Annotated in this window: 17 protein-coding genes and 1 pseudogene; 7 read left to right on the top strand and 11 right to left on the bottom strand. The window is 72.7% G+C overall.

Annotated elements, in window-relative coordinates; translation table 11 throughout:
- Positions 1-294: 294 nt before the first annotated feature.
- On the top strand, positions 295-1,551 hold the full coding sequence (locus JXZ78_RS13125; RefSeq protein WP_050502085.1) for a cytochrome P450 family protein: 1,257 nt from the start codon (positions 295-297) through the stop codon (positions 1,549-1,551).
- 30 nt (positions 1,552-1,581) lie between these two features.
- Here the strand turns inward: JXZ78_RS13125 and JXZ78_RS13120 are convergent, their stop codons facing one another.
- From JXZ78_RS13120 to JXZ78_RS13095, 6 genes are all read right to left on the bottom strand, one after another.
- Positions 1,582-2,331 carry a chorismate mutase gene (locus JXZ78_RS13120; protein ID WP_275127754.1) on the bottom strand — a complete coding sequence of 250 codons (750 nt, stop codon included), beginning with the start codon at positions 2,329-2,331 and terminating at the stop codon, positions 1,582-1,584.
- Positions 2,332-2,449: 118 nt separating this feature from the next.
- The gene (locus JXZ78_RS13115) at positions 2,450-4,138 is read right to left on the bottom strand and encodes an adenosine deaminase family protein (RefSeq protein ID WP_033037150.1); all 1,689 of its coding nucleotides are present in this window, start codon (positions 4,136-4,138) and stop codon (positions 2,450-2,452) included.
- A gap of 152 nt (positions 4,139-4,290) precedes the next feature.
- Positions 4,291-4,755, bottom strand: a complete 465-nt coding sequence (locus tag JXZ78_RS13110) for a hypothetical protein (RefSeq protein WP_050502086.1) — start codon at positions 4,753-4,755, stop codon at positions 4,291-4,293.
- 80 nt (positions 4,756-4,835) lie between these two features.
- Positions 4,836-5,924, bottom strand: a complete 1,089-nt coding sequence (locus JXZ78_RS13105) for an RNA polymerase subunit sigma-70 (RefSeq protein ID WP_050502087.1) — start codon at positions 5,922-5,924, stop codon at positions 4,836-4,838.
- Positions 5,925-6,207: 283 nt separating this feature from the next.
- A complete protein-coding gene (locus JXZ78_RS13100) occupies positions 6,208-6,450 on the bottom strand; it encodes a hypothetical protein (protein WP_030018163.1) in 243 nt (80 codons plus the stop codon).
- A gap of 105 nt (positions 6,451-6,555) precedes the next feature.
- Positions 6,556-7,254 (bottom strand): alpha/beta fold hydrolase, encoded by a 699-nt coding sequence (locus JXZ78_RS13095; protein ID WP_030018164.1) that lies wholly within the window; start codon positions 7,252-7,254, stop codon positions 6,556-6,558.
- A gap of 149 nt (positions 7,255-7,403) precedes the next feature.
- Here JXZ78_RS13095 and paaK point away from each other — a divergent pair, with 149 nt between their 5' ends.
- Positions 7,404-8,726, top strand: coding sequence for a phenylacetate--CoA ligase PaaK (gene paaK, locus JXZ78_RS13090; protein ID WP_050502088.1), 1,323 nt, complete (start codon positions 7,404-7,406; stop codon positions 8,724-8,726).
- Between the two features lie 70 nt (positions 8,727-8,796).
- A complete protein-coding gene (locus tag JXZ78_RS13085) occupies positions 8,797-9,225 on the top strand; it encodes a DUF4240 domain-containing protein (RefSeq protein WP_030018166.1) in 429 nt (142 codons plus the stop codon).
- Between the two features lie 381 nt (positions 9,226-9,606).
- Here the strand turns inward: JXZ78_RS13085 and JXZ78_RS13080 are convergent, their stop codons facing one another.
- The gene (locus JXZ78_RS13080) at positions 9,607-10,281 is read right to left on the bottom strand and encodes a TetR/AcrR family transcriptional regulator (RefSeq protein ID WP_030018167.1); all 675 of its coding nucleotides are present in this window, start codon (positions 10,279-10,281) and stop codon (positions 9,607-9,609) included.
- 139 nt (positions 10,282-10,420) lie between these two features.
- Here JXZ78_RS13080 and JXZ78_RS13075 point away from each other — a divergent pair, with 139 nt between their 5' ends.
- From JXZ78_RS13075 to JXZ78_RS13065, 3 genes are all read left to right on the top strand, one after another.
- A complete protein-coding gene (locus JXZ78_RS13075; RefSeq protein ID WP_157851470.1) occupies positions 10,421-10,558 on the top strand; it encodes a hypothetical protein in 138 nt (45 codons plus the stop codon).
- 39 nt (positions 10,559-10,597) lie between these two features.
- A complete protein-coding gene (locus JXZ78_RS13070; protein ID WP_050502089.1) occupies positions 10,598-11,548 on the top strand; it encodes an oxidoreductase in 951 nt (316 codons plus the stop codon).
- Positions 11,549-11,880: 332 nt separating this feature from the next.
- On the top strand, positions 11,881-12,762 hold the full coding sequence (locus tag JXZ78_RS13065; protein WP_063726024.1) for an SMI1/KNR4 family protein: 882 nt from the start codon (positions 11,881-11,883) through the stop codon (positions 12,760-12,762).
- 168 nt (positions 12,763-12,930) lie between these two features.
- Here JXZ78_RS13065 and JXZ78_RS13060 read toward each other — a convergent pair whose 3' ends face one another.
- The 4 genes from JXZ78_RS13060 to JXZ78_RS13045 form a co-directional block, all read right to left on the bottom strand.
- Positions 12,931-13,725, bottom strand: coding sequence for a VOC family protein (locus JXZ78_RS13060; protein ID WP_030018170.1), 795 nt, complete (start codon positions 13,723-13,725; stop codon positions 12,931-12,933).
- Positions 13,726-13,902: 177 nt separating this feature from the next.
- Positions 13,903-15,492 (bottom strand): acyl-CoA synthetase, encoded by a 1,590-nt coding sequence (locus tag JXZ78_RS13055; protein ID WP_030018171.1) that lies wholly within the window; start codon positions 15,490-15,492, stop codon positions 13,903-13,905.
- A gap of 59 nt (positions 15,493-15,551) precedes the next feature.
- Positions 15,552-17,105, bottom strand: coding sequence for an acyl-CoA synthetase (locus JXZ78_RS13050; RefSeq protein ID WP_030018172.1), 1,554 nt, complete (start codon positions 17,103-17,105; stop codon positions 15,552-15,554).
- 42 nt (positions 17,106-17,147) lie between these two features.
- Positions 17,148-18,260: an NAD(P)H-dependent flavin oxidoreductase gene (locus tag JXZ78_RS13045; RefSeq protein WP_030018173.1), complete on the bottom strand. Its 1,113-nt coding sequence runs from the start codon at positions 18,258-18,260 to the stop codon at positions 17,148-17,150.
- Between the two features lie 231 nt (positions 18,261-18,491).
- Between JXZ78_RS13045 and JXZ78_RS40245 the strand changes: the two are divergent.
- Positions 18,492-18,671 (top strand): annotated as a pseudogene (locus JXZ78_RS40245) (NAD(P)-binding protein); the annotation flags it as partial.
- Positions 18,672-18,815 lie beyond the last annotated feature (144 nt).

Raw genomic sequence — 18,815 nt, 5'->3', positions numbered from 1 at the left:
GCGGTACGGCGGTGGTGGCGGCGCGGCCCACACGACCGGGAACCGGTGTGCGCCGCGCCGGGCCGGGGTATGACGGCGAGAATCTTCGACATGAGGGGGTTCTCCTGAGTGGGAAGAAGGGGACACCCGCACGGTTGCCCGCACCCCGCACAAGGTCGACAACCGGTCCCCGCGCTTCACCCGCTTGGCACACGCCGCGCCCCCCGAATGCAGCAGCGCGGGACCCGCGAATGCAGCAAGCCGTGGCCCGCGCCGAGGGTGGGAAGGGACCCGGTGGCGGTTCTAACCTGAAGCATGGACTTCGACGGCGTGGAGCCCGCAGACGCCCTCTCCGGCACGTACGGCATTCCGGTACGGCTCGACCCCGCTGAGCACGATCCCCGCTCCGGTACGGACGCGCTGTGCGCGGCGGGGCCGGTGGTGCCCGTCCTGCCGCCCGGCGGGGTGTCCGCCTGGCTGGTGACCCACCATCAGGCCGGGCGTGCGGTGCTGGCCGACAGCCGCTTCGTCAAGGACATCGGCGCCTGGCGCGCCTGGCGCAGCGGTGAGGTCCCGCGCTCCTGGCCGCTGGCGCCGCTGCTGACCGTCGCCAACATGACCACCGCGACGGCGGGCGACCACACCCGGCTCCGGGCACCGCTGGCCCGCGCGTTCACCGTGCGCCGCGTGGAGCGGCTCGGACCGCGCGTCGAGGAGCTGGCCGGAGAGCTGCTGGACGGGCTCGCCGCCGCCCGGCCCGGGGAGCCGGTCGAACTGCGGTCCCGCTACGCCCACCCGCTGCCCATACGGGTCATCTGCGAGCTGTTCGGCGTGCCCGGCGACCGCCGCGACCGGCTCCGGTCGCTGTGCGGGGCCCTGTTCGGCGCCCCCTCGGACCCGTCCGGGGCGCACGCGGTCCACCGCGAGCTGCGCACCGCGCTCGCCGGTCTCCTCGCCGAGAAACGGGACCGTCCCGGGGACGACCTGACGAGTGCGCTGGTGGCACCCGGCCCCCAGCCGCTGAGCGGCACCGAACTCGTCGACACGCTGCTGCTGATGCTGGTCGCCGGGCATGAAACCACCGTGAACCTGCTGGTCAACGCCGTGCACGCGCTGCTGACCCACCCTGGCCAGCTGGCCCTCGTACGCAGCGGGCAGGTGTCCTGGAGTGCCGTGGTCGAGGAGACGCTGCGCTGGGACCCGCCGGTCGCCCACTTCCCGTTCCGCTACGCGCTGTGCGACGTGGACGTGGCCGGCCGGACCGTTCGCGCGGGCGATCCGGTGATGCTCTCGTACACCGCCTTCGGCCGCGATCCGCGGCAGCACGGGGCCGGGGCCGGGCGTTTCGACATCACCCGGGCCCCCACCCGGCATCTCACTTTCGGGCACGGCATCCACCACTGCCTCGGCGCGCCGCTCGCCCGGCTGGAAGCGGCCGTCGCCCTGCCCGCGCTCTTCGCCCGCTTCCCTGACCTGTGCCCGTACGATCCGGGGCGGCCGCCCGTCCGCCGTCCGTCACTGATCTTCAACGGGATCGGGGAACTGCCGGTGCTCCTCGCGCCCGGTTCGTGACGTTCGCGATGGCGCCTGGCGGCGGGGCCGTCAGGACGCCCGAGCCGGTGCCGACGCCGGGACCGGGGCCCCGACGCCGCACACGGACCGTACGGAACGGGCCAGTGCCACCGTGTGCAGGGCGTCCAGGCGCTGTTCGCGGCGTACGTGAGCGGCGGCGCCCACCAGCGAGGGAACGCAGCGCGGCGAGGTGCGCGCCGCACCGGACGCGGCGATCGCCCGTACCAGGGCGTCGTTGACGCGGTTGATCTCCTCGCGCACCTCGCCGAGCTCCGGCCGCTCGTCCGGCGCCTGTGTCGGGTCCGCGGTCCACCGGCGGTGCAGGCCGCGCTGCACGGTCTTGTTCGCCTCGATCTGGTCCCGGAAGATCCGCGCGGTCCGCCGCGGGTCGGTGCCGAGTTCCGCCGCCTGCCGCGCCATCGCGTCCAGCACCTGCTGCTCACGCACCGGATCGTCGACGGGGCTGCCGGTGCCCCACTTCGCCGCGGCCACCAGGTCGGCGGTGGCCAGGCGTCGGGCGGACAGGACGGCGAGGGGTCGCAGCGCATCGGCTTCCTGGGGTGCCGCGGCCTCCCTGGGGGCCGCGGCGGTCTCCGGCAGCACCGCGGCTGCTTCCCGGGGTGCCGCGGCGGGATCGGCGTGCGCCGACGCGGGCCGGGGCCGGGTGCCGGACGGGGCAGTCCCGGCACCCGCCGACGCCGGGGCCGGTACGGCGGTGAGGAGGACGGTCGCGACGCCGCCCGCGATCGTCAGCCGGCGCAAGGACGTTCGCGCGTTCAGTACCACCGTCGGCCTCCCGGACACCGGCACGGACTCGGACCTGCCCCGGCGATCCTACTGACGGCGGCACGGGAGCGAGGAGACTTCCCCGCTCCCGCCCTTCGTCGCTGCGCGGCGCTCAGCGCCGCGCGTGCAGAATGCGGTGCTCGAAGTGGGCGAAAGCGACCTCCTGTCGCCATTCGAGGGCGGCTTTCAGGTTCTTGGCGAGGAACCGCGTGCAGGCCGCGCGTGGCCGATGCCCGCCCGGACGCTCCATGCGGCACGGGCGCGCCAGTTCGTACGCGCGCTTCCCGTTGCTCCGGTCGCCCCACAGACTGCGGCCCGGGAGGAAGGCGTGCTCCAGGGATGCCCGCGCCAGGTCCTTCAGTTCGCGGTACCGCAGGCCGTAGGTGCCGAACGCGTACTGGTACTCGGTGCTGATGTCGCTGCGCGAGATTCCCGGGTCGTCGGTGGCGAGCACGACCGGTACGCCGTAGCGCCGGTACAGCGGGAACGGGTGGTCGGCACCGGAGACGCCGAGGATCTGCCGGTTGCTCGTGAACGGCACTTCCACCGCGATGCCGCGCCGTGCCATGGTGCGCAGGAGGGCGGGGGCACCGTCCTCGTGCGCCACGTCGACGCCGTGGCCGATGCGCTCCGCGTGCCCGGTGCGCACCGCCTCGTTGATGTGGAAGCGCAGGTCTTCGGGCTTGACCAGGCCGGGGACGAGTTCACCGGCGTGCAGGGTGATGTGGGCGCGCGGGTAGACGCCGTGCAGGTAGTCCAGCATCCGCATGTGGAGGCGGTAGTTGCGCAGCGCGTTCCGCTCGTCCTCCGGCTGTACGAGGTTCACCGCGACGTACCGGTGGTCGCGTTCGGCGAGGCGCATGGCGAGCGCCATCTGGGTGAAGACCCGCTCATGCGTACCGCTGCGCGACACCTGCGAGATGTAGCGGATGGTCAGCCGGCAGCCGGGGCCCGGTCTGCGGGTGTCGCAGCCGGCCGCCTCGCGGAACCGCGCGGTGCCCTTGTCGATCTCCCGGCCCGCCTCGCGTACGAGCCGGTCCAGCTTGCCGCCCGCCACCAGCAGTTGGTGCATCCGGCGCAGGTCCGCGTGGTAGCCGACCTGTTCGGCCAGTTTCTTGCCGCCCCCGGAGGCGGGCGTCAGCATCGTCTCCAGGTGGAACTGGTTCTGCCGGGCCGCCGTGTTCGCCACGTCGGCCAGCAGCTCCCCGCCATGGCGCCAGCTGACCTCGCCGAACTTCCCGAAGGCGGCGAAGAAGTGGTCGTGGCCCGACTCGCCGGACGCCGACGAGAAGTCCTGCATCGACCAGGCCCGCAGGATCTGCCGGTGGAAGGCCCGGTCCTTACGGGCCTGCACCGCCGGACGGGTGCCCGGGCCGCACGGGGCGGGCCTGGCGGTCATCGTCTTCGTCTCGATGCACAGGCCGTCGTCCCCGGCCAGCTTGATCAGCAGCTCGGTCGAGGCCGCGCCGGACAGGTGGTTGTGCAGGTCGGCGCCCTTGGGCAGGCCGCGGAAGAAGGCGCGCAGGGCGGCCGGCCGCTTCCGGATCCCGTCGAGGTAGGCGGAGACCCGGCGTTCGGCACCGGTGGGTGCGGAGGCCGCGCCCGGGAGAGCCGCGTGCGCGGCGGACGCGCCCGGGGCCGCCGGATCCGAGAGGGCCGGGGCCGGGGCGGCGGTCGTGTCGGGGGCCGGCGGCGCGGCGAGCGCGGAGGACGGCAGCAGCGACAGCACAGCCAGGACGCCCGTACCGAGGACGAGCGGAGCGGACCGGCGGCGCCGTCCGCGATGGCGAGAGATAGAGATCACGCGCTCATCCTGGCGATCTCGGCGGTCCGGACGGCGACGGCAGGCGGGTGTGCGTCCCCTTGGGTGAACAAGATCCCGCCCAGGTGCGGGAGGGCCGCGCGGCGCCGTGGCCGGGAGGCGCGGACTTTCTCCCCGGCCACGGCAGTCGGTCAGCCGATCCGGGTCATCGTGGACTCGTAACCCCCGCCACCCGGATAGACCCAGGCACCGTCGAGAGTGTCGCCGTCCGCGGTGAAGGTGCCCCTGAAGTACGCGGGTGAGCCCTTCGCGCCGCCCCAGATGGTCAAGGTGTCCCCCGCCAACTCGTACACGTAGTCGAAGGTGTGCCCTTCGTTGTCGTAGAAGCGCGATGCGATGTCCTCCCCCGGAGCCTGAGCGCCGAAGGGGTTCTCCCTGCCGATCACCTCGATGCCGGTGATCCGCCGGCCGTGCTGCTCCAGCTCGACCTCCTGCACCAGGAAGAACCCGCCGTCCAGGCGGCGGTAGGTGACCGTACCGGTCGCCCCGCCGTCGACCCGCCAACGGCCCAGGAGCCGCCGCTCCAGCGCCCCGATCTCCTCGTCCCTCCCGCCCGTCCCCGCCGCTTCACCGTTTCCTGCCTGCTGCTCCGTCACAACCGTTCCTTTCCTTGGCGTCATGGCTCGTACGACCGGCGGGCCCACGGAAAGGAATCGGGGGGCCGATGTGACTCGCGTCACTGTCCGGCCGGCCCGTCCTCGACGTCGGCGGGTGTCAGGACGGAGGCGAGGCCGAGGGCGGGCAGCAGGTCCGGAGCGAAGGTGGTGATCTCGGCGATCCGGCCGCCTTCCACGCGCAGTACGTCGATGTTCACCGCGGTGTACGACGGCGCGCCGGTCCGCCGTACGTAGTTCGCGACGGCCGGCTGCCGGTTCACGGCGAGCGGTACGGCGAACCAGTCGCCCCACGCCTGGTCCCCTTCCAGGACCGCGCGCCACATGCCGATGACGGCCGCCCGTCCGTCGAACACCAGGTGGGCGGGCGGCATGGTCTGCCGGACGTCCGCACGCAACAGGGCGGCCAGCGCCGGGACGTCGGCGGCTCGCGAAGCGGCGACGAACCGCTGGAGGAGCGCGCGCTCGGCCTCGGTGGGGCCGGTGGCGCCCCGCCCCCAGTCGGCGCGCCGCTCGGGCAACTGCTCGCGCAGCGTGGCACGGGCGCGTTGCAGCGCACTCTTGACCGCGGCGACGCTCAGTTCGAGCATTCCGGCCGTCTCCGCGGCGGGCAGGCCCACGACGTCGCGCAGGATCAGCACGGCCCGCTGCCGTGGCGGCAGGTGCTGAATCGCCGCCAGGAAGGCCAGTTCGACGGTTTCCCTGGCGATCGCCGCGGCCTCCGGGCCGCTGCCGTCCGGCGCGGCCAGGTCCAGCAGCGCGTCGGGGTAGGGCTGGAGCCAGGTCACCTCGGCCGGGACGGAACGTTTCGGCATGCCCGCGCCGTCGACCGCCACCGCGATCTCCCTGCTGCGGGCCGGGCTGGACAGCGCGTCCAGACAGGCATGCGTCGCGATCCGGTACAGCCAGGCACGGAAGGTCCCCCGCCCCTCGAAGCCCGCCCTTCTGCGCCAGGCGCGCAGCAGCGCTTCCTGTACGAGGTCCTCCGCATCGGCGAACGATCCGAGCATCCGGTAGCAGTGCACGCGCAGTTCGTGCCGGTAGCACTCGGCGAGCCGCGCGAACGCCTCCTCGTCCCCCGCCAGGACCGCGGCCTCCGCCCGCTCGTCCTCCCCGCGCCAGTCCTGGCCCGCACGCCCTTGCGCACCCATGTCCGCCCCCTCCTCGCGCCGCACCACCGCCCGCCCGGGCGATCACGATACGGCCGGGAGGGGGGTGGCGGCGGTGCGGAGGTCGGCCGGGACCGGGTCGGACCGGGGGCGGGCCGGGGTCGAACCGGGTCCGACGGACCACGGCCCCGACCCCGGCCCGCCCTCGGCCCCGACCCCGGCCCCGGTCAGGCTCGGTCAGTCACAGCCGGCCCCGATCGCACCCGATCACACCCGACTACGGCTGTTCGGCCCCGACCGGCCCCCACCCCCCGACCGGCCCAGATCAGTCACGATCCGACACGCTGGTGACGCCCACATTGGCGTTCTGGGCGAGGCCGTCGACCGGGAACAGGAACCCGCTCTTCGACGGCGATCCGGACGTGCCGTGGCTGCCGGAGGCGGGGCGGGTGCCCGCCCCGTCGTCCGAGTCGGCGTGCGCCGCGGCGGGCAGCACCGCGCCGGACAGGGCCACGGCGGCCAGCAGACCGAACGCCGCACGGATGGTCGTACGAAGTGATGTACGCATGATGTTCCTTTCGAGGGTTGCGCGGTCAGCGCACCACGGGAGAGGGACACCGTCGCGGCATTGGTCCGTCCGTGGGCGCGTACGACGGGCCGCGCCCGGGAATCCTCAAGGATTGGGCACCAGGAACGTCCGGACCGCGTCGAGGTACTCCAGCGGGCGCTCCTCGTGCACGAGATGGCCCGCCCCCTCGACCGTAAGCAGACGACAGTCCGGGATGCGCTCGGCCATGTCCTGGAGCTGCTGCTGCGGGATGTGGCTGGTGGGGCCGCCGGCGATCACCAGGGTCGGCGCGGTGATCTTCGCCAGGCCTTCCCACCACGCGGGGTCCGGCGCGTTGCGCTGGGCCACCACGGCCACCTTGGCCTGCCAGTCGAAGGCCGGTGGTCCCGGCGGCGGATCCGGTATCTCCTGCGGCGGAGACGCCGGGAGGGGCGGGGCGGCCTCCTCCAGCACGAGCCGCTCCACCAGCTCCGGGCGGTCGGCGGCCAGCAGCAGCGCGACGACCGCGCCGACGGAGTGCCCGACGAGCGCCACGGGCCCCAGCCGCAGTTCCCGGAGGAACCCGGCCACGTCGTCGCGCCACTGCTCGAAGCCGTACTCCCCCGGCCAGTCGCTGTGCCCGTGCCCCCGGAGATCCAGCGCGTACACCCGGTGGGTGGCCGCGAGCTGGCCGACCACGCCGCGCCAGTCCTCACCGTCCTCGCCGAGGCAGTGCAGCAGCACCGCCGGAGGTGCGTCCGCGTCCCCCCAGCACCGGTACGCCAGGCGGACGTCACCGACCTGCACTTTCTGAACGTCACTCATGCGCTCGAAGCTACCCGCACAGGAGTTCGTCACGCCCCTTGACGCGTTCCGCCGTCCGCTGATTACTTGGAGCGCACTCAGCCACCGACTGATCGGTCGGGACACGGAACGGTGACGCACATGCCGGTTGCACGAAGATCGGGTACGCGATGAGCAGCGGCACAGGCACATTCGGCCCGTACGCGGACGCGGGCGCGGTCGACGCCGTGCGGCGGCTGTCCGCCGACGAGCTGCGGGCCCGGCAACTGGAACGGCTGCGCGCCTCGTTGCGGCACGCGTACGAGAACGTGCCCTTCTACCGGCAGTCCTTCGACCGGGCCGGGCTCCGCCCCGAGGACTGCCGGTCGCTCGCGGACCTCTCCCGTTTCCCCTTCACCGTCAAGGACGACCTGCGGGCCCACTACCCCTTCGGGATGTTCGCCGTGCCGCAGGACCGGATCCGCCGCATCCACGCCTCCAGCGGTACGACGGGCCGTCCGACGGTCGTCGGCTACACCGGGCAGGACCTGGCCGTCTGGGCCGACGTCGTGGCCCGTTCGCTCCACGCGGCGGGCGGCCGGCCCGGCCACACGGTCCACATCGCGTACGGGTACGGGCTGTTCACCGGCGGCCTCGGCGCGCACTACGGCGCCGAACGGCTCGGCTGCACGGTCGTCCCGGCCTCCGGAGGCATGACCGCGCGGCAGGTACGGCTCATCCAGGACTTCCGCCCCGAGATCATCATGGTGACGCCGTCCTACCTGCTCACCCTCCTCGACGAGTTCGAACGGCAGGGCGTCGACCCGCGGACCACCTCCCTGCGGACTGGCCTGTTCGGCGCGGAGCCGTGGACGGAGGAGATGCGCCGCGAGATCGAGGAGCGCTTCGCGATCGACGCGGTGGACATCTACGGCCTGTCGGAGGTGATGGGCCCCGGTGTCGCGCAGGAGTGCGCGGAGACCAAGGACGGACTGCACATCTGGGAGGACCACTTCTATCCGGAGGTGGTGGATCCGGTCACCGGTGACCCGCTGCCGGACGGCGAGCACGGCGAGCTGGTGTTCACCTCGCTGACCAAGGAGGCCCTGCCGGTGGTCCGCTACCGCACCCGGGACCTGACCCGGCTGCTGCCCGGCACGGCCTGGCCCGCCTTCCGCCGGATGGAGAAGATCACCGGCCGCTGCGACGACATGATCATCCTGCGCGGCGTGAACCTCTTCCCCGCCCAGATCGAGGAGATCGTGCTGCGCACCCCGGGCGTCGCGCCGCACTTCCAGCTGCGGCTGACCCGGGAAGGCCGGATGGACCACCTGACCGTACGGGCGGAAGCACGCCCGGACGCGACCCCGGAGGACCGTACGGCCGCCGTCGGCCGGATCGCCCGCGGCGTCAAGGACGGCATCGGCGTCTCGGTCGCCGTGGACATCGTCGACCCGGACACCCTGGAACGCTCCGTCGGCAAACTCAAACGCATCGTGGACGCCCGCGACTGAGAGGCGGGCGGCAGACCGTCCGCCACAGCCGCGGCCGGGGAGTGTCAGACCCCTGCGTCATGCTCACGGTATGAACGAAGACACTTTCTGGCGGCTCATCGAGGAACACAGACCCGAACGACCGGACCCCGACTCCGAAAGGCTGGCGGCCGCGCTGACCGAACACCTGGCCCGGTCCCCGGTCCACGTGGTCACCGGCTTCGCCGAGCGGCTGTCCTGGGCGCTCTACCGCCTGGACCGCAGAGAACTCGGCCTGGGCCTCTCCGGTGACTCGTTCCTCTACACACGCGCCGCCGTCGTGGCCGCCGGCCGCGAGGTGTTCGACGCTGTCCTCCGGGACCCGGACGCCTTCGCCCCGTTCGCCGCCGACCTCATCTGGGCCGAGAGCCTGCTCTACGTACCGGACCAGGCCTACGAACGCATCACCGGCGAAGAATGGGACCGCAACACCCGCTACTCCTACGAGTCGTACGCGAACGCCGCCGGCTGGGCCGCCTGATCTCCGGGGCGCTGATCTCCGGGAGCGGCGGCCCGTGCCCGGAGTGAACGACGGAGGCACGACACCATGAAGACGGACGCGGGCCTGACGGACACCGACCTGATCGCCCTGGACGACGCCACCCTCGACGGCCCTGGCCCACTCTGACACTCGCCGAAGGTGACCAGGGTCCGTCTTCGAACAGGCCTCGTCCCGAGCAGGAACGAGGCGAGAAAGACCGCTGCTCCGCATGCGGTGGCGGTCTTGTCGTACCTGGTCGCGACGCGCCACCGCTCGCCGGCCACTGCGGCCCGGTCCGCGGCTACTGCCTGGACGTGCCGTTTGCCGCACCTTGATGACGCCGCGCGCGGATGTTCCAAGGCGAGTGGGGCACGACCGGGCTCAGGCGGAGGCGCGGGCGATGGTGCCCGCGGTGAGCGTGGCCAGCATCTCCCGCAGGGCCGTCACGAAGTCCAGGGTGAACGCGGTGAGTGAGGGGTCGGCTTCGTAGGCGGCGAGCATCGCCGGGGAGGGCCGTGCGTGGGTCCACACGGCGCCGACGGCCATGATCATGGCAGCGGTCAACTGCGGTGCACTGTCGCCCACCTCAGGAAGGTGCTGGTGGGCCAACGCCGCGATGCCGGCGACGTTGGCCACGGCCGCGCGCTTGTAGCGGGCGGCCACCTGCGGGGAAACGTTGTGTTCCAATACGCCCGCCTGCGCGCTCAGCAGGTCGCACAGGATCCGGCGTTCAGCGAGGGAGCCCGCGATGACGGCGGCGAACTGCTCTGCACGCCGGCTCGCCGGAGCGTCCTGGTCGATGCCGGCCTGCCCCAGGGCAGGCAAGTCGGCCACCCACTGCCGCCAGGCACGGTCGAGCAGTTCCAGCAGGATCGCCTCACGCGATTCGAAGTAGCGCAGCACATTGGACTTCGCCAGCCCGACGCGGCGGCTCAGCTCGTTCAGGCTGATCTGGCCGATGGGCATCTCTTCGAGCATGGCGGCGGCGGTGTCGAGGATGGCCTGGCGCCGCATCTCGCGCTGCTCCGCACTGCGCGCGCGCTGGAAGTTCGTCATGCCCCCAGGTTACAGACTGCCGGTCTTTTGACATCAGACCGGCGGTCTCCTACGTTGGGGCGCAGCCAAACAGACCACCGGTCTGAAAAAGGGGCAGGTCTTGGGCTGCGCACCAGGAACGACGCCCACAGGAAGTTCCTTGCGGCTCGGTGCCGCCGGCGCCTTCAGCGGCATGCGCCCGGGCATCGTCCAGGTCGCCACCGAAGCCGCCTACGCCGAGGACACCCTCGGCATGCTCTTCCAGCTCGGTGTCACGGCCCCGCCGAGCGCCGCATGACCGAGCACGGAATCCACGAACCCGAGGAGCGTGACGACGGTGAACCACTGGACCCCCGACGACATCCCCGATCAGACCGGCCGCACCGCGCTGATCACCGGCGGGAACGGCGGGATCGGATCAGAGACCGCCCGCGCGCTCGCCCGGCACGGGGCCCGCGTCATCCTGGCCGGCCGCAGCCGGACCAAGCTGGACCAGGCCGCGGAGGCCATACGCGCCGCGACCCCCGAGGCCCGGACGGACACCCTCGTGCTCGACCTCTCCGACCTTTCCTCCGTCCGCGACGCGGCCACCCGAATCGCCGAGACCGAGACGGTCGACCTGCTCTTCAACAACGCCGGCGTGATGAACCTGCCCGAGCGGCGGACCACCCGCGACGGCTTCGAGATGACGGTCGGCACCAATCACCTCGGCCACTTCGCCTTCGACGCCCAGGTCTGGCCCGCCGTGCGCCGCTCGTCCGCACCGCGGGTGGTCACCGTCAGCGCCATCGCGGCGCGGTGGCCGATGGGCAGGCTGGACGACCTGATGAGCGAACGGAGCTACCGCGCCATGAGCGCCTACGCCAAGTCCAAGCGCGCCAACGTCGTCTACACCCTCGAACTCGCGCGCCGCACCGCGAACAGCCCTGTCGAGGCGATCGCCGTCCACCCGGGGTCGGCGATGACCGGCCTGCAGCGGCACGGCGACGGCGCCCTGAGCCGCATGGTCACCCCGATCGCCGCGCGCCTGCTCATGGGCTCGGCCGCGGGGGCGGCCTGGCCCTCCCTGTACGCGGCGACCAGCCCGTACGTCCAGTCGGGCAGGTTCATCGGCCCCGCCGGACGGGACCAGACCTCCGGCACCCCCAAGTCCGCCAAACTCCCCACGGGCGCCGACGACCCCGCGGAGGGCAGGCGACTGTGGGCGGCGAGCGAACAGCTCACAGGTGTCCCCTTCGACCTCGAAGCCGGGACCGGGGCCGGGACCGGGGCCGGGGCCGCGATCTAGGGCCCGTTCTTCGCAGGTCGCCAGATGGCGGATCACGGTGGCGTGACACGCCGTGATGAACTCACCTACGGGTGAGGGCAGTTACTCGCTCCGCTCATGCCGCGGGCCGCGACGGGTCTGCCTCAGGTGGAGGCCCGGGCGGACCGGCCACCAAGATCCGCCTCGCCTGCGACGGTGGACCCTGGAGGACGACCGACCGAGGGCGGCACCCCACGCGGAACCGTGGCCCGGACCATGTCAGTTGAGCGCGCCCCCGCCCCGGGGCCGGATGTCGGCAGGCGAGCCTGGACGCGTCGGTGCCTCGTGTCAGAGCCGGGCCATAGAGTCACCGCATGACCGTTCGAGACCGTGCGGCGTTCGATGCCGCGTGGGGCCGCTGTGAGGCATGGCTGTCCGCGCATTCGCCCATCGATCATGCCGCCCTGCGACCGCCCGCCACCGCCGAAGAGATCACCTCGCTGGAGCACCGGATCGGCTTTCCCCTCCATCCGCAGCTGCGGGCTCTTCTGGAGCGGCACGACGGTGTACTGGCCCATCCGGAGGAGGACAACCATCATGCGGGGGCCTTCCTGCCGCTGGGCCACCGGCTCAGCTCGGTCGACCAGATCGCCTCCCAGCATGCCTGGCTGGTGAGCGAGGCGGAGATGATCGCCGACTGCGGAGGGGACGAGCTCTACGGCCATGCCGGCCAGTGGGTACCGTTCGCGCTGCCCAACGACGGAGGCCTCGCCTTCGTGGACCACTGCCCCGGCCCCGCCTACGGACATGTCTACGAGATGGGTATCGGCTCGGGCTGCGGTGCGGTCGCGTGGGCGTCCAGCCTGGCCGAGCTGTTCGAAGAACTGAGCACCAGCCTGGAGGCGGGCGCCCCCTTCCGGCAGTTCCTGCCCACGCCTTGTGAGCTTCCGTCCGGGCACTTCTGTCTGTCCTGGGACAGCGAACCACGGCAGGAGCCCGGAGGTGTTCCGGGAGGGACGCGGGGAGACGTACGGGGAGGTGGGCGGGGCTGGCCGCCGGCCCGGCGGCCGGCCGTCCTTCGGCCCGCGGTCCCCCGGCCACGGCCCCTCACCGAGCTGGGACGCCTGGTCGTCGGCGAAGTCCCCGCCCCGGTGACTCCGGAGCTCCACTTCGTCGAGGTGGTCCACGACGTCCCGGCCATCGGGCCGTCCCACGCGAGCGAGGTCAGCGGAGCCGAGGGGCAGGCCCCCGACTGACGGGGGGCCGCCTCGCATTCTCCCTCCAGCCGTCCTCCGGCCTCCCGCCTCCCGTCATCCCCAGACAGCCTCCCGACAGCCTCCCCCCAACGGTCTCCCGACGGCCTCCCGACGGCGCCTCCCCCGACGCCTCCCCCGCCCCCTCTCCGACGTCTCCCTCCGGCCTCCCTACCTCGGGCTCGGCGTGATCAGCGCATACGGAGCGCCGAACGGATCCAGCAACATGGCCAGCCTGCCTATGCCTTCGGCGTCCTCCGGCGGGATGACGACCGTCGCGCCGCGTTCCGTGGACGCGGCGGCCGTCGCGTCGCAGTCCTCCACGGCGAAGTACGGGTGCCACTCCGGCGTGGAGCCCGCCGCGAGGTTCCCGGGCGGCAGCTGCATGATGCCGGCGTGGCCCGCGTCGCCGTTCGGGTCGGTGCCGGCGGGCGAGGCGACCGTGTAGACGACGTTCTCGCCCATCGCGTTGTCGACCGTCTCCCACCCGAAGACCGTGCGGTAGAAGTCCTTCGCGGCGGCCGCGTCGGTCGTGTAGAGCTCGGTCCAGCACATGGCGTTCGAGGCGCCGACCACGTCCATCCCCTGGTTGTCGCCGGGCTGCCAGACCGCGAACTCGGCGCCGGCCGGGTCGGTGAACCCGGCCAGCCGGCCGGCGGTGAAGACGTCGCACGGGCCGAAGCGGACCGTGCCGCCGGCCTGCTCCACCGTCTTGGCCAGGGCGTCCACGTCGGTGCTGTGGAAGTGGACGGTCCAGGCCGCGCTCGCGCCCTCCTCGGTCAGCGGTCCGGCCCCGGCGACGGTCTTCCCGCCGAGCTCGAAGAAGCCGTACCCGCCGGCGTCGGGGCCGGCCGACCGGAAGGTCCAGCCGAAGACGCCGCCGTAGAACGCGACGGCCGCGTCGATGTCGGGAGCCCCGAGGTCGAGCCAGTTGGGCACACCTGGGACGTACTGGGTCGTGAGCATGCTGATCTCCTCCGGCGTCCGATCGTCACGGCGCGCGACGCGGGCGGCTGCCGAACGAGCACGCACGCCCTCGTCACCGGGGAACACGCGGTGTCGGTCGATGCCTTTCCCCCGGCACTTCTCAGCATGGCAGGGGGGTCTGACAATCGCCCTCGGCGGACGTCGGGACGAGATCGCTCACACCGCTTTGGAGCGGAACCGGTCCCGGAGTTCCCGCTTGAGGATCTTGCCGCTGGCGTTGCGCGGCAGTGCCTCGACGAACAGCACCCGTTTGGGGACCTGGAACCCGGCCAGCCGCTCCCGCGCGACCGCGATCAGCTCCGACTCCCGCGGCACCCGGGCCGCCGCCCGCGGTACGACCACGGCGGTCACCGCCTCGATCCAGCGCTCGTCCGGCAGCCCGATCACCGCCACCTCGGCGACCGCCGGATGCGCGTACAGCGCGTCCTCGACCTGCCGCGAGGCGACCAGTACACCGCCCGAGTTGATGACGTCCTTGACCCGGTCGACGATGGTGAAGCGGCCTGCCGCGTCGCGCGTCGCCAGGTCCCCCGAGCGGAACCAGCCGTCCCGGAACGCCGCTGCCGTCTCCTCCGGCTTGTCCCAGTATCCCGAGCACAACTGGGGCGAACGGTAGACGATCTCCCCGGGCGTGCCGTCCGGCACCTCCGTGCCGCCCTCGTCCACCACCCGGGCCTCCACGAACAGCACCGGGCGGCCGCACGAGTCCATCCGGCCCTCGTGCTCGTCCGGCCCCAGGACGGTGGCCAGCGGGCCGATCTCGCTCTGTCCGAAGCAGTTGTAGAAGGCGAGGCCGGGCAGCCGGGCGCGCAGCCGTTCCAGCACGGGCACCGGCATGATGGAGGCTCCGTAGTACGCCTTGCGCAGGCCGCCGAGGTCCCGGGTGCCGAATTCCGGGTGCTGGGAGAGGCCGATCCACACGGTGGGCGGGGCGAAGAGGCTGTCGGCCCGCCCCGCCTCCACCAGTTCGAAGATCCGGTGCGGGTCCGGGGTGTCGAGGATGACGTTCTCGGCGCCGACGGCCAGGTACGGCATCAGGAAGACGTGCAGCTGCGCCGAATGGTAGAGCGGCAGGCAGTGCACGGGCCGGTCGGCGGCCTTGAGGTCCAGGGCGGCGACGGCCGACGCGTACGCGTGCACCAGCGCTCCGTGCGTCATCATCGCGCCCTTGGGGAGCCCGGTCGTGCCGGAGGTGTAGAGGAGCTGGACCAGGTCGTCGGAGCCCGAGCCGTACGGGCCATCCGTCCCACCCGTTCCCTCCGCTCCAGCCGCTTCCTTCGCTCCAGCCGCAGCCGGGACCACAGCCTCAGTCCCCTCCGGCAGCCCCTCCCGGGCGCGTTCCAGCAGCGACCCGGAGGCGTCGCGCAGCGGCATGGTGCGCACGCCGGACGGCAGCCGGTGCTCCAGCGCGGGGTCGGTGAGGACGAGGGCGCTGCCCGACTGCTCGACGATGTAGCGCAGTTCGTCGCCGGTGAGGTGGTGGTTGACCGGTACGTGCACCAGGCCCGCGCGGGCACAGGCCAGGAAGCCGATCACGTACGCGTCGGAGTTGTGCCCGTACGCGGCGACCCGGTCGCCGGGCCGGGGCCCGGTGTCCAGCAGGGCGTACGCGGCGGCCGTCACCGCGTCGTCCAGTTCGCGGTAGGTCCAGGACCGGTCGCCGTGGATCACCGCCGTGCGCTCGGGCGTCCGGCGCGCGCTCCGCCGCAGAACTCCGTCCACCGTGTTCGTCCGCGCTCCCGTCATGGCGCGATCCTGTGCCCCGGCCCGCGGCGGGTCAAGGACACGGGGCGCCGCTGCGCCGGCTACACGGCGCGCCCCCGCCCCGCCCAGTACGGGTCGCGGAGCCGCCGCTTGTAGAGCTTGCCGTTCGGGTCGCGGGGCAGGGTCGCGACGAAATCGACCGACCGCGGGCACTTGTAGCCGGCCAGCCGCTCCGCGCAGTGGGCCAGGACGGCCTCGGCGAGGGCCGGCTCCGGCGCGTACCCGTCGGCGGGCTCGACGACGGCCTTGACCTGCTCGCCCCAGTCGTCGTGCGGGACGCCGAAGACGGCCGCGTCGGCGACGGCGGGGTGGGCGAGCAGGGCGGCCTCGATCTCGGCGGGGTAGATGTTGACGCCGCCCGAGATGATCATGTCGATCTTGCGGTCCCGGAGGAAGAGGTAGCCGTCCTCGTCCAGGTGTCCGAGGTCGCCGACGGTGAAGAAGTCACCGATGCGGTTCGCGCGGGTCTTGCCCTCGTCCTTGTGGTAGCTGAAGCCGCCGGTGGTCATCTTCATGTAGACGGTGCCCAGTTCGCCGGGCGGCAGGCGCTCGCCGTCGTCGTCGAAGACCGCCAGTTCGCTGATCGGCCAGGCTTTCCCGACCGTGCCGGGTTTCTTGAGCCAGTCCTCGGCCGTGGCGAAGGCGCCGCCGCCCTCGCTCGCCGCGTAGTACTCCTCGACGCAGTTCCCCCACCAGTCGATCATGGCCCGTTTGACGTGGTCGGGGCAGGGCGCGGCGCCGTGGATCGCGTGCCGCATGGACGTCACGTCGTAGCGCGCCCGTACCTCTTCCGGGAGGGCGAGCAGGCGGTGGAACTGGGTCGGCACCATGTGCGTGTGGGTGCAGCGGTACGTGTCGATCAGGCGCAGCATCTCCTCGGGCGTCCACTTGTCCATCAGGACGACCTGGTGCCCGATGTGCAGGGAGGCGCCCGCGAATTGGAGCACGGCCGTGTGGTAGAGCGGTGAGCACACCAGGTGCACGTTGCCGCCGAAGGGGCGGATGCCGAAGATGCCGAGGAAGCCGCCGAGCGGGGACTCCTCGGGCAGCCTCCCGGAGAGCGGGCGGCGGATGCCGCGGGGGCGGCCGGTGGTGCCGGAGGTGTAGTTCATGACCCAGCCGAGGGTGCGGTCCTCGGGCGCGGTCTCCGGCTGTCCGTCGAGGAGTGCGGAGTACGGGCGGAATCCGGGCACCTCGCCGACGCAGTAGCGGTGTTGCGGCGGCAGGCCCACCTCGTCGGCGGCGGCACGGGCCGCGTCGGCGAACCGTTCGTGCGCGATCAGTGCCCTGGCTTCCGCGTCACCGGTGATCCAGGCGATCTCCGGGCCGACCGCGTGGTGGTTGACCGGTACGAGATAGAAGCCCGCCTGGATGGCGGCGAGATAGGCGGTGAACAGTTCCACGCTGTTGGGCAGCACCACCGCGAACGCGTCGCCCCGCTCCAGGCCCGCGGCGCGCAGGCCGTGCACCAGGCGGTTGCAGGCGGCGTGCAGCCGGGCGGCGGTCCACTCCTCGCCGTCCGGGGCGATCAGGACCGTACGCCCCGGATCGGCGGCTGCCTGCGCCCAGAAGCCGTTCGGGGTGGGTGACGCCATGGATGCCGACATACGTGTCCCTCCTCGGCTCGAAGCCGGTGTTCAGAACCCGGCCGTACGCCCGGCGATGCGGCCGATGCGGTCGACGGCCCGCTCGAAGCCGCGGGTCAGCTCGTCGAAGACGGCCTGCACACTGCGTTCGGAGTTCATCTGGCCGACGATCTGGCCGACCGGTGTGCCGAGCAGCGGCTCGACCTCGTACTTCTGGATACGGGAGACGGCCTCGGCGACCAGCAGCCCCTGGAGGGGCATGGGCAGCGGTGCGGGACTGGACGGGTCGTCCCAGGCGTCCGTCCACGCCGTACGGAGCTGACGGGCGGGCTTGCCGGTCAGCGCGCGCGAGCGGACGGTGTCACCGGAGCCCGCCGCGAGCAGCTTCTCGGTCAGCCGCCTGGAGTGCAGCCCGGCCTCCTCGGTGGTCAGCCAGACGGAGCCGAGCCAGACGCCCTGGGCGCCCAGGGCCAGCCCGGCGGCGACCTGTTCGCCCGTACCGATGCCGCCGGCCGCGAGCACGGGCAGCGGGTCCACCGCGCGGACGACTTCGGGGGTGAGGACCATGGTGGCGATCTCGCCGGTGTGGCCGCCGGCCTCGTAGCCCTGGGCGACGACGATGTCGATGCCGGCGTCCCGGTGGTGCCGCGCGTGCCGGGGGCTGCCCGCGAGGGCGGCGACGAGGACGCCGTGCGCGTGGGCACGCTCGACCACGTCGGCGGGCGGCGAGCCGAGCGCGTTGGCCAGCAGCTTGATCGGGTACTCGAAGGCGACGTCGAGCTGGGAGCGGGCCACCTCTTCCAGCCAGCCGGTGATGCGCCAGCCGGACGCCTCGCCCGGGGGCAGTTCGGGCACCTGGTGCGCGGCCAGGGTCCGTGCGACGAAGCGGCGGTGCTCGGGTGGGATCATCGCCTCGATGTCCGCCTCCGTGACGCCCTCCACCTTTTTCGCGGGCATCACGACGTCGAGGCCGTACGGTCCGCCGTCGGTGTGCCGCTCGATCCAGTCCAGGTCGCGGGCCAGTTCGTCGGCGGCCGCGTAGCGGACCGCGCCGAGCACGCCGAAGCCCCCGGCACGGGTGATCGCGGCGGCCACCGCCGGGAACGGGGTGAACCCGAAGACGGCGTGCTCGACTCCCAGCCGGTTGCTCAGCTCCGTCTGCATGGCCGCAGAATGCCGCAGGGACGCTTCCGAGGGAAGAGGGTTTCTGATGCCTCGTCAGGAAAGGGTGGGGCGGGGCCCGTAAGGCCGGGGTGGCTCCCGTAAGGGCCAGGGTGACTTTCGTAAGGCCGACGGCGGCTCCCGTGTCACACCCTCCGGGGCGCGATCCGTCCAGGAGGGCGGACATCTGCACAGCGGGGCGGACATCCGCCCAGCGGGCCCGGGAGGCACATCTTGCGGACGGGCATCACCCTCATCGGCGGCGGCACGGGGGGCCTGGAGGCCGCCATCGCCTGCGCGGAGACCGGAGCGGCCGTGACGCTCCACGAGGCGCACGGCTCACCGGGCGGGCACGGGCGCGCCACGGCCGCCCCCTACGTCGCCCAGGAGGGGCCGCACGTCTTCTACTGCGACGGTCCGCACTGGACCTGGCTCGCGGAGCGCGGCATGACGGGCCGGCCGGGCCGACCGCCCGCGCGCGGCCTGGTGCGGGTCTCCTTCGTAGGGGACGGGCGGCAGGCCTCACCGGCCGCGGGACCGTGGACGCCGCGTGAGCGC

The organism is Streptomyces monomycini (genome assembly GCF_022271435.1).
GTDB lineage: Bacteria > Actinomycetota > Actinomycetes > Streptomycetales > Streptomycetaceae > Streptomyces > Streptomyces monomycini.
Note: the sequence above shows the minus strand (reverse complement) of the source record. Positions and strands in the feature narration are given on the sequence as shown.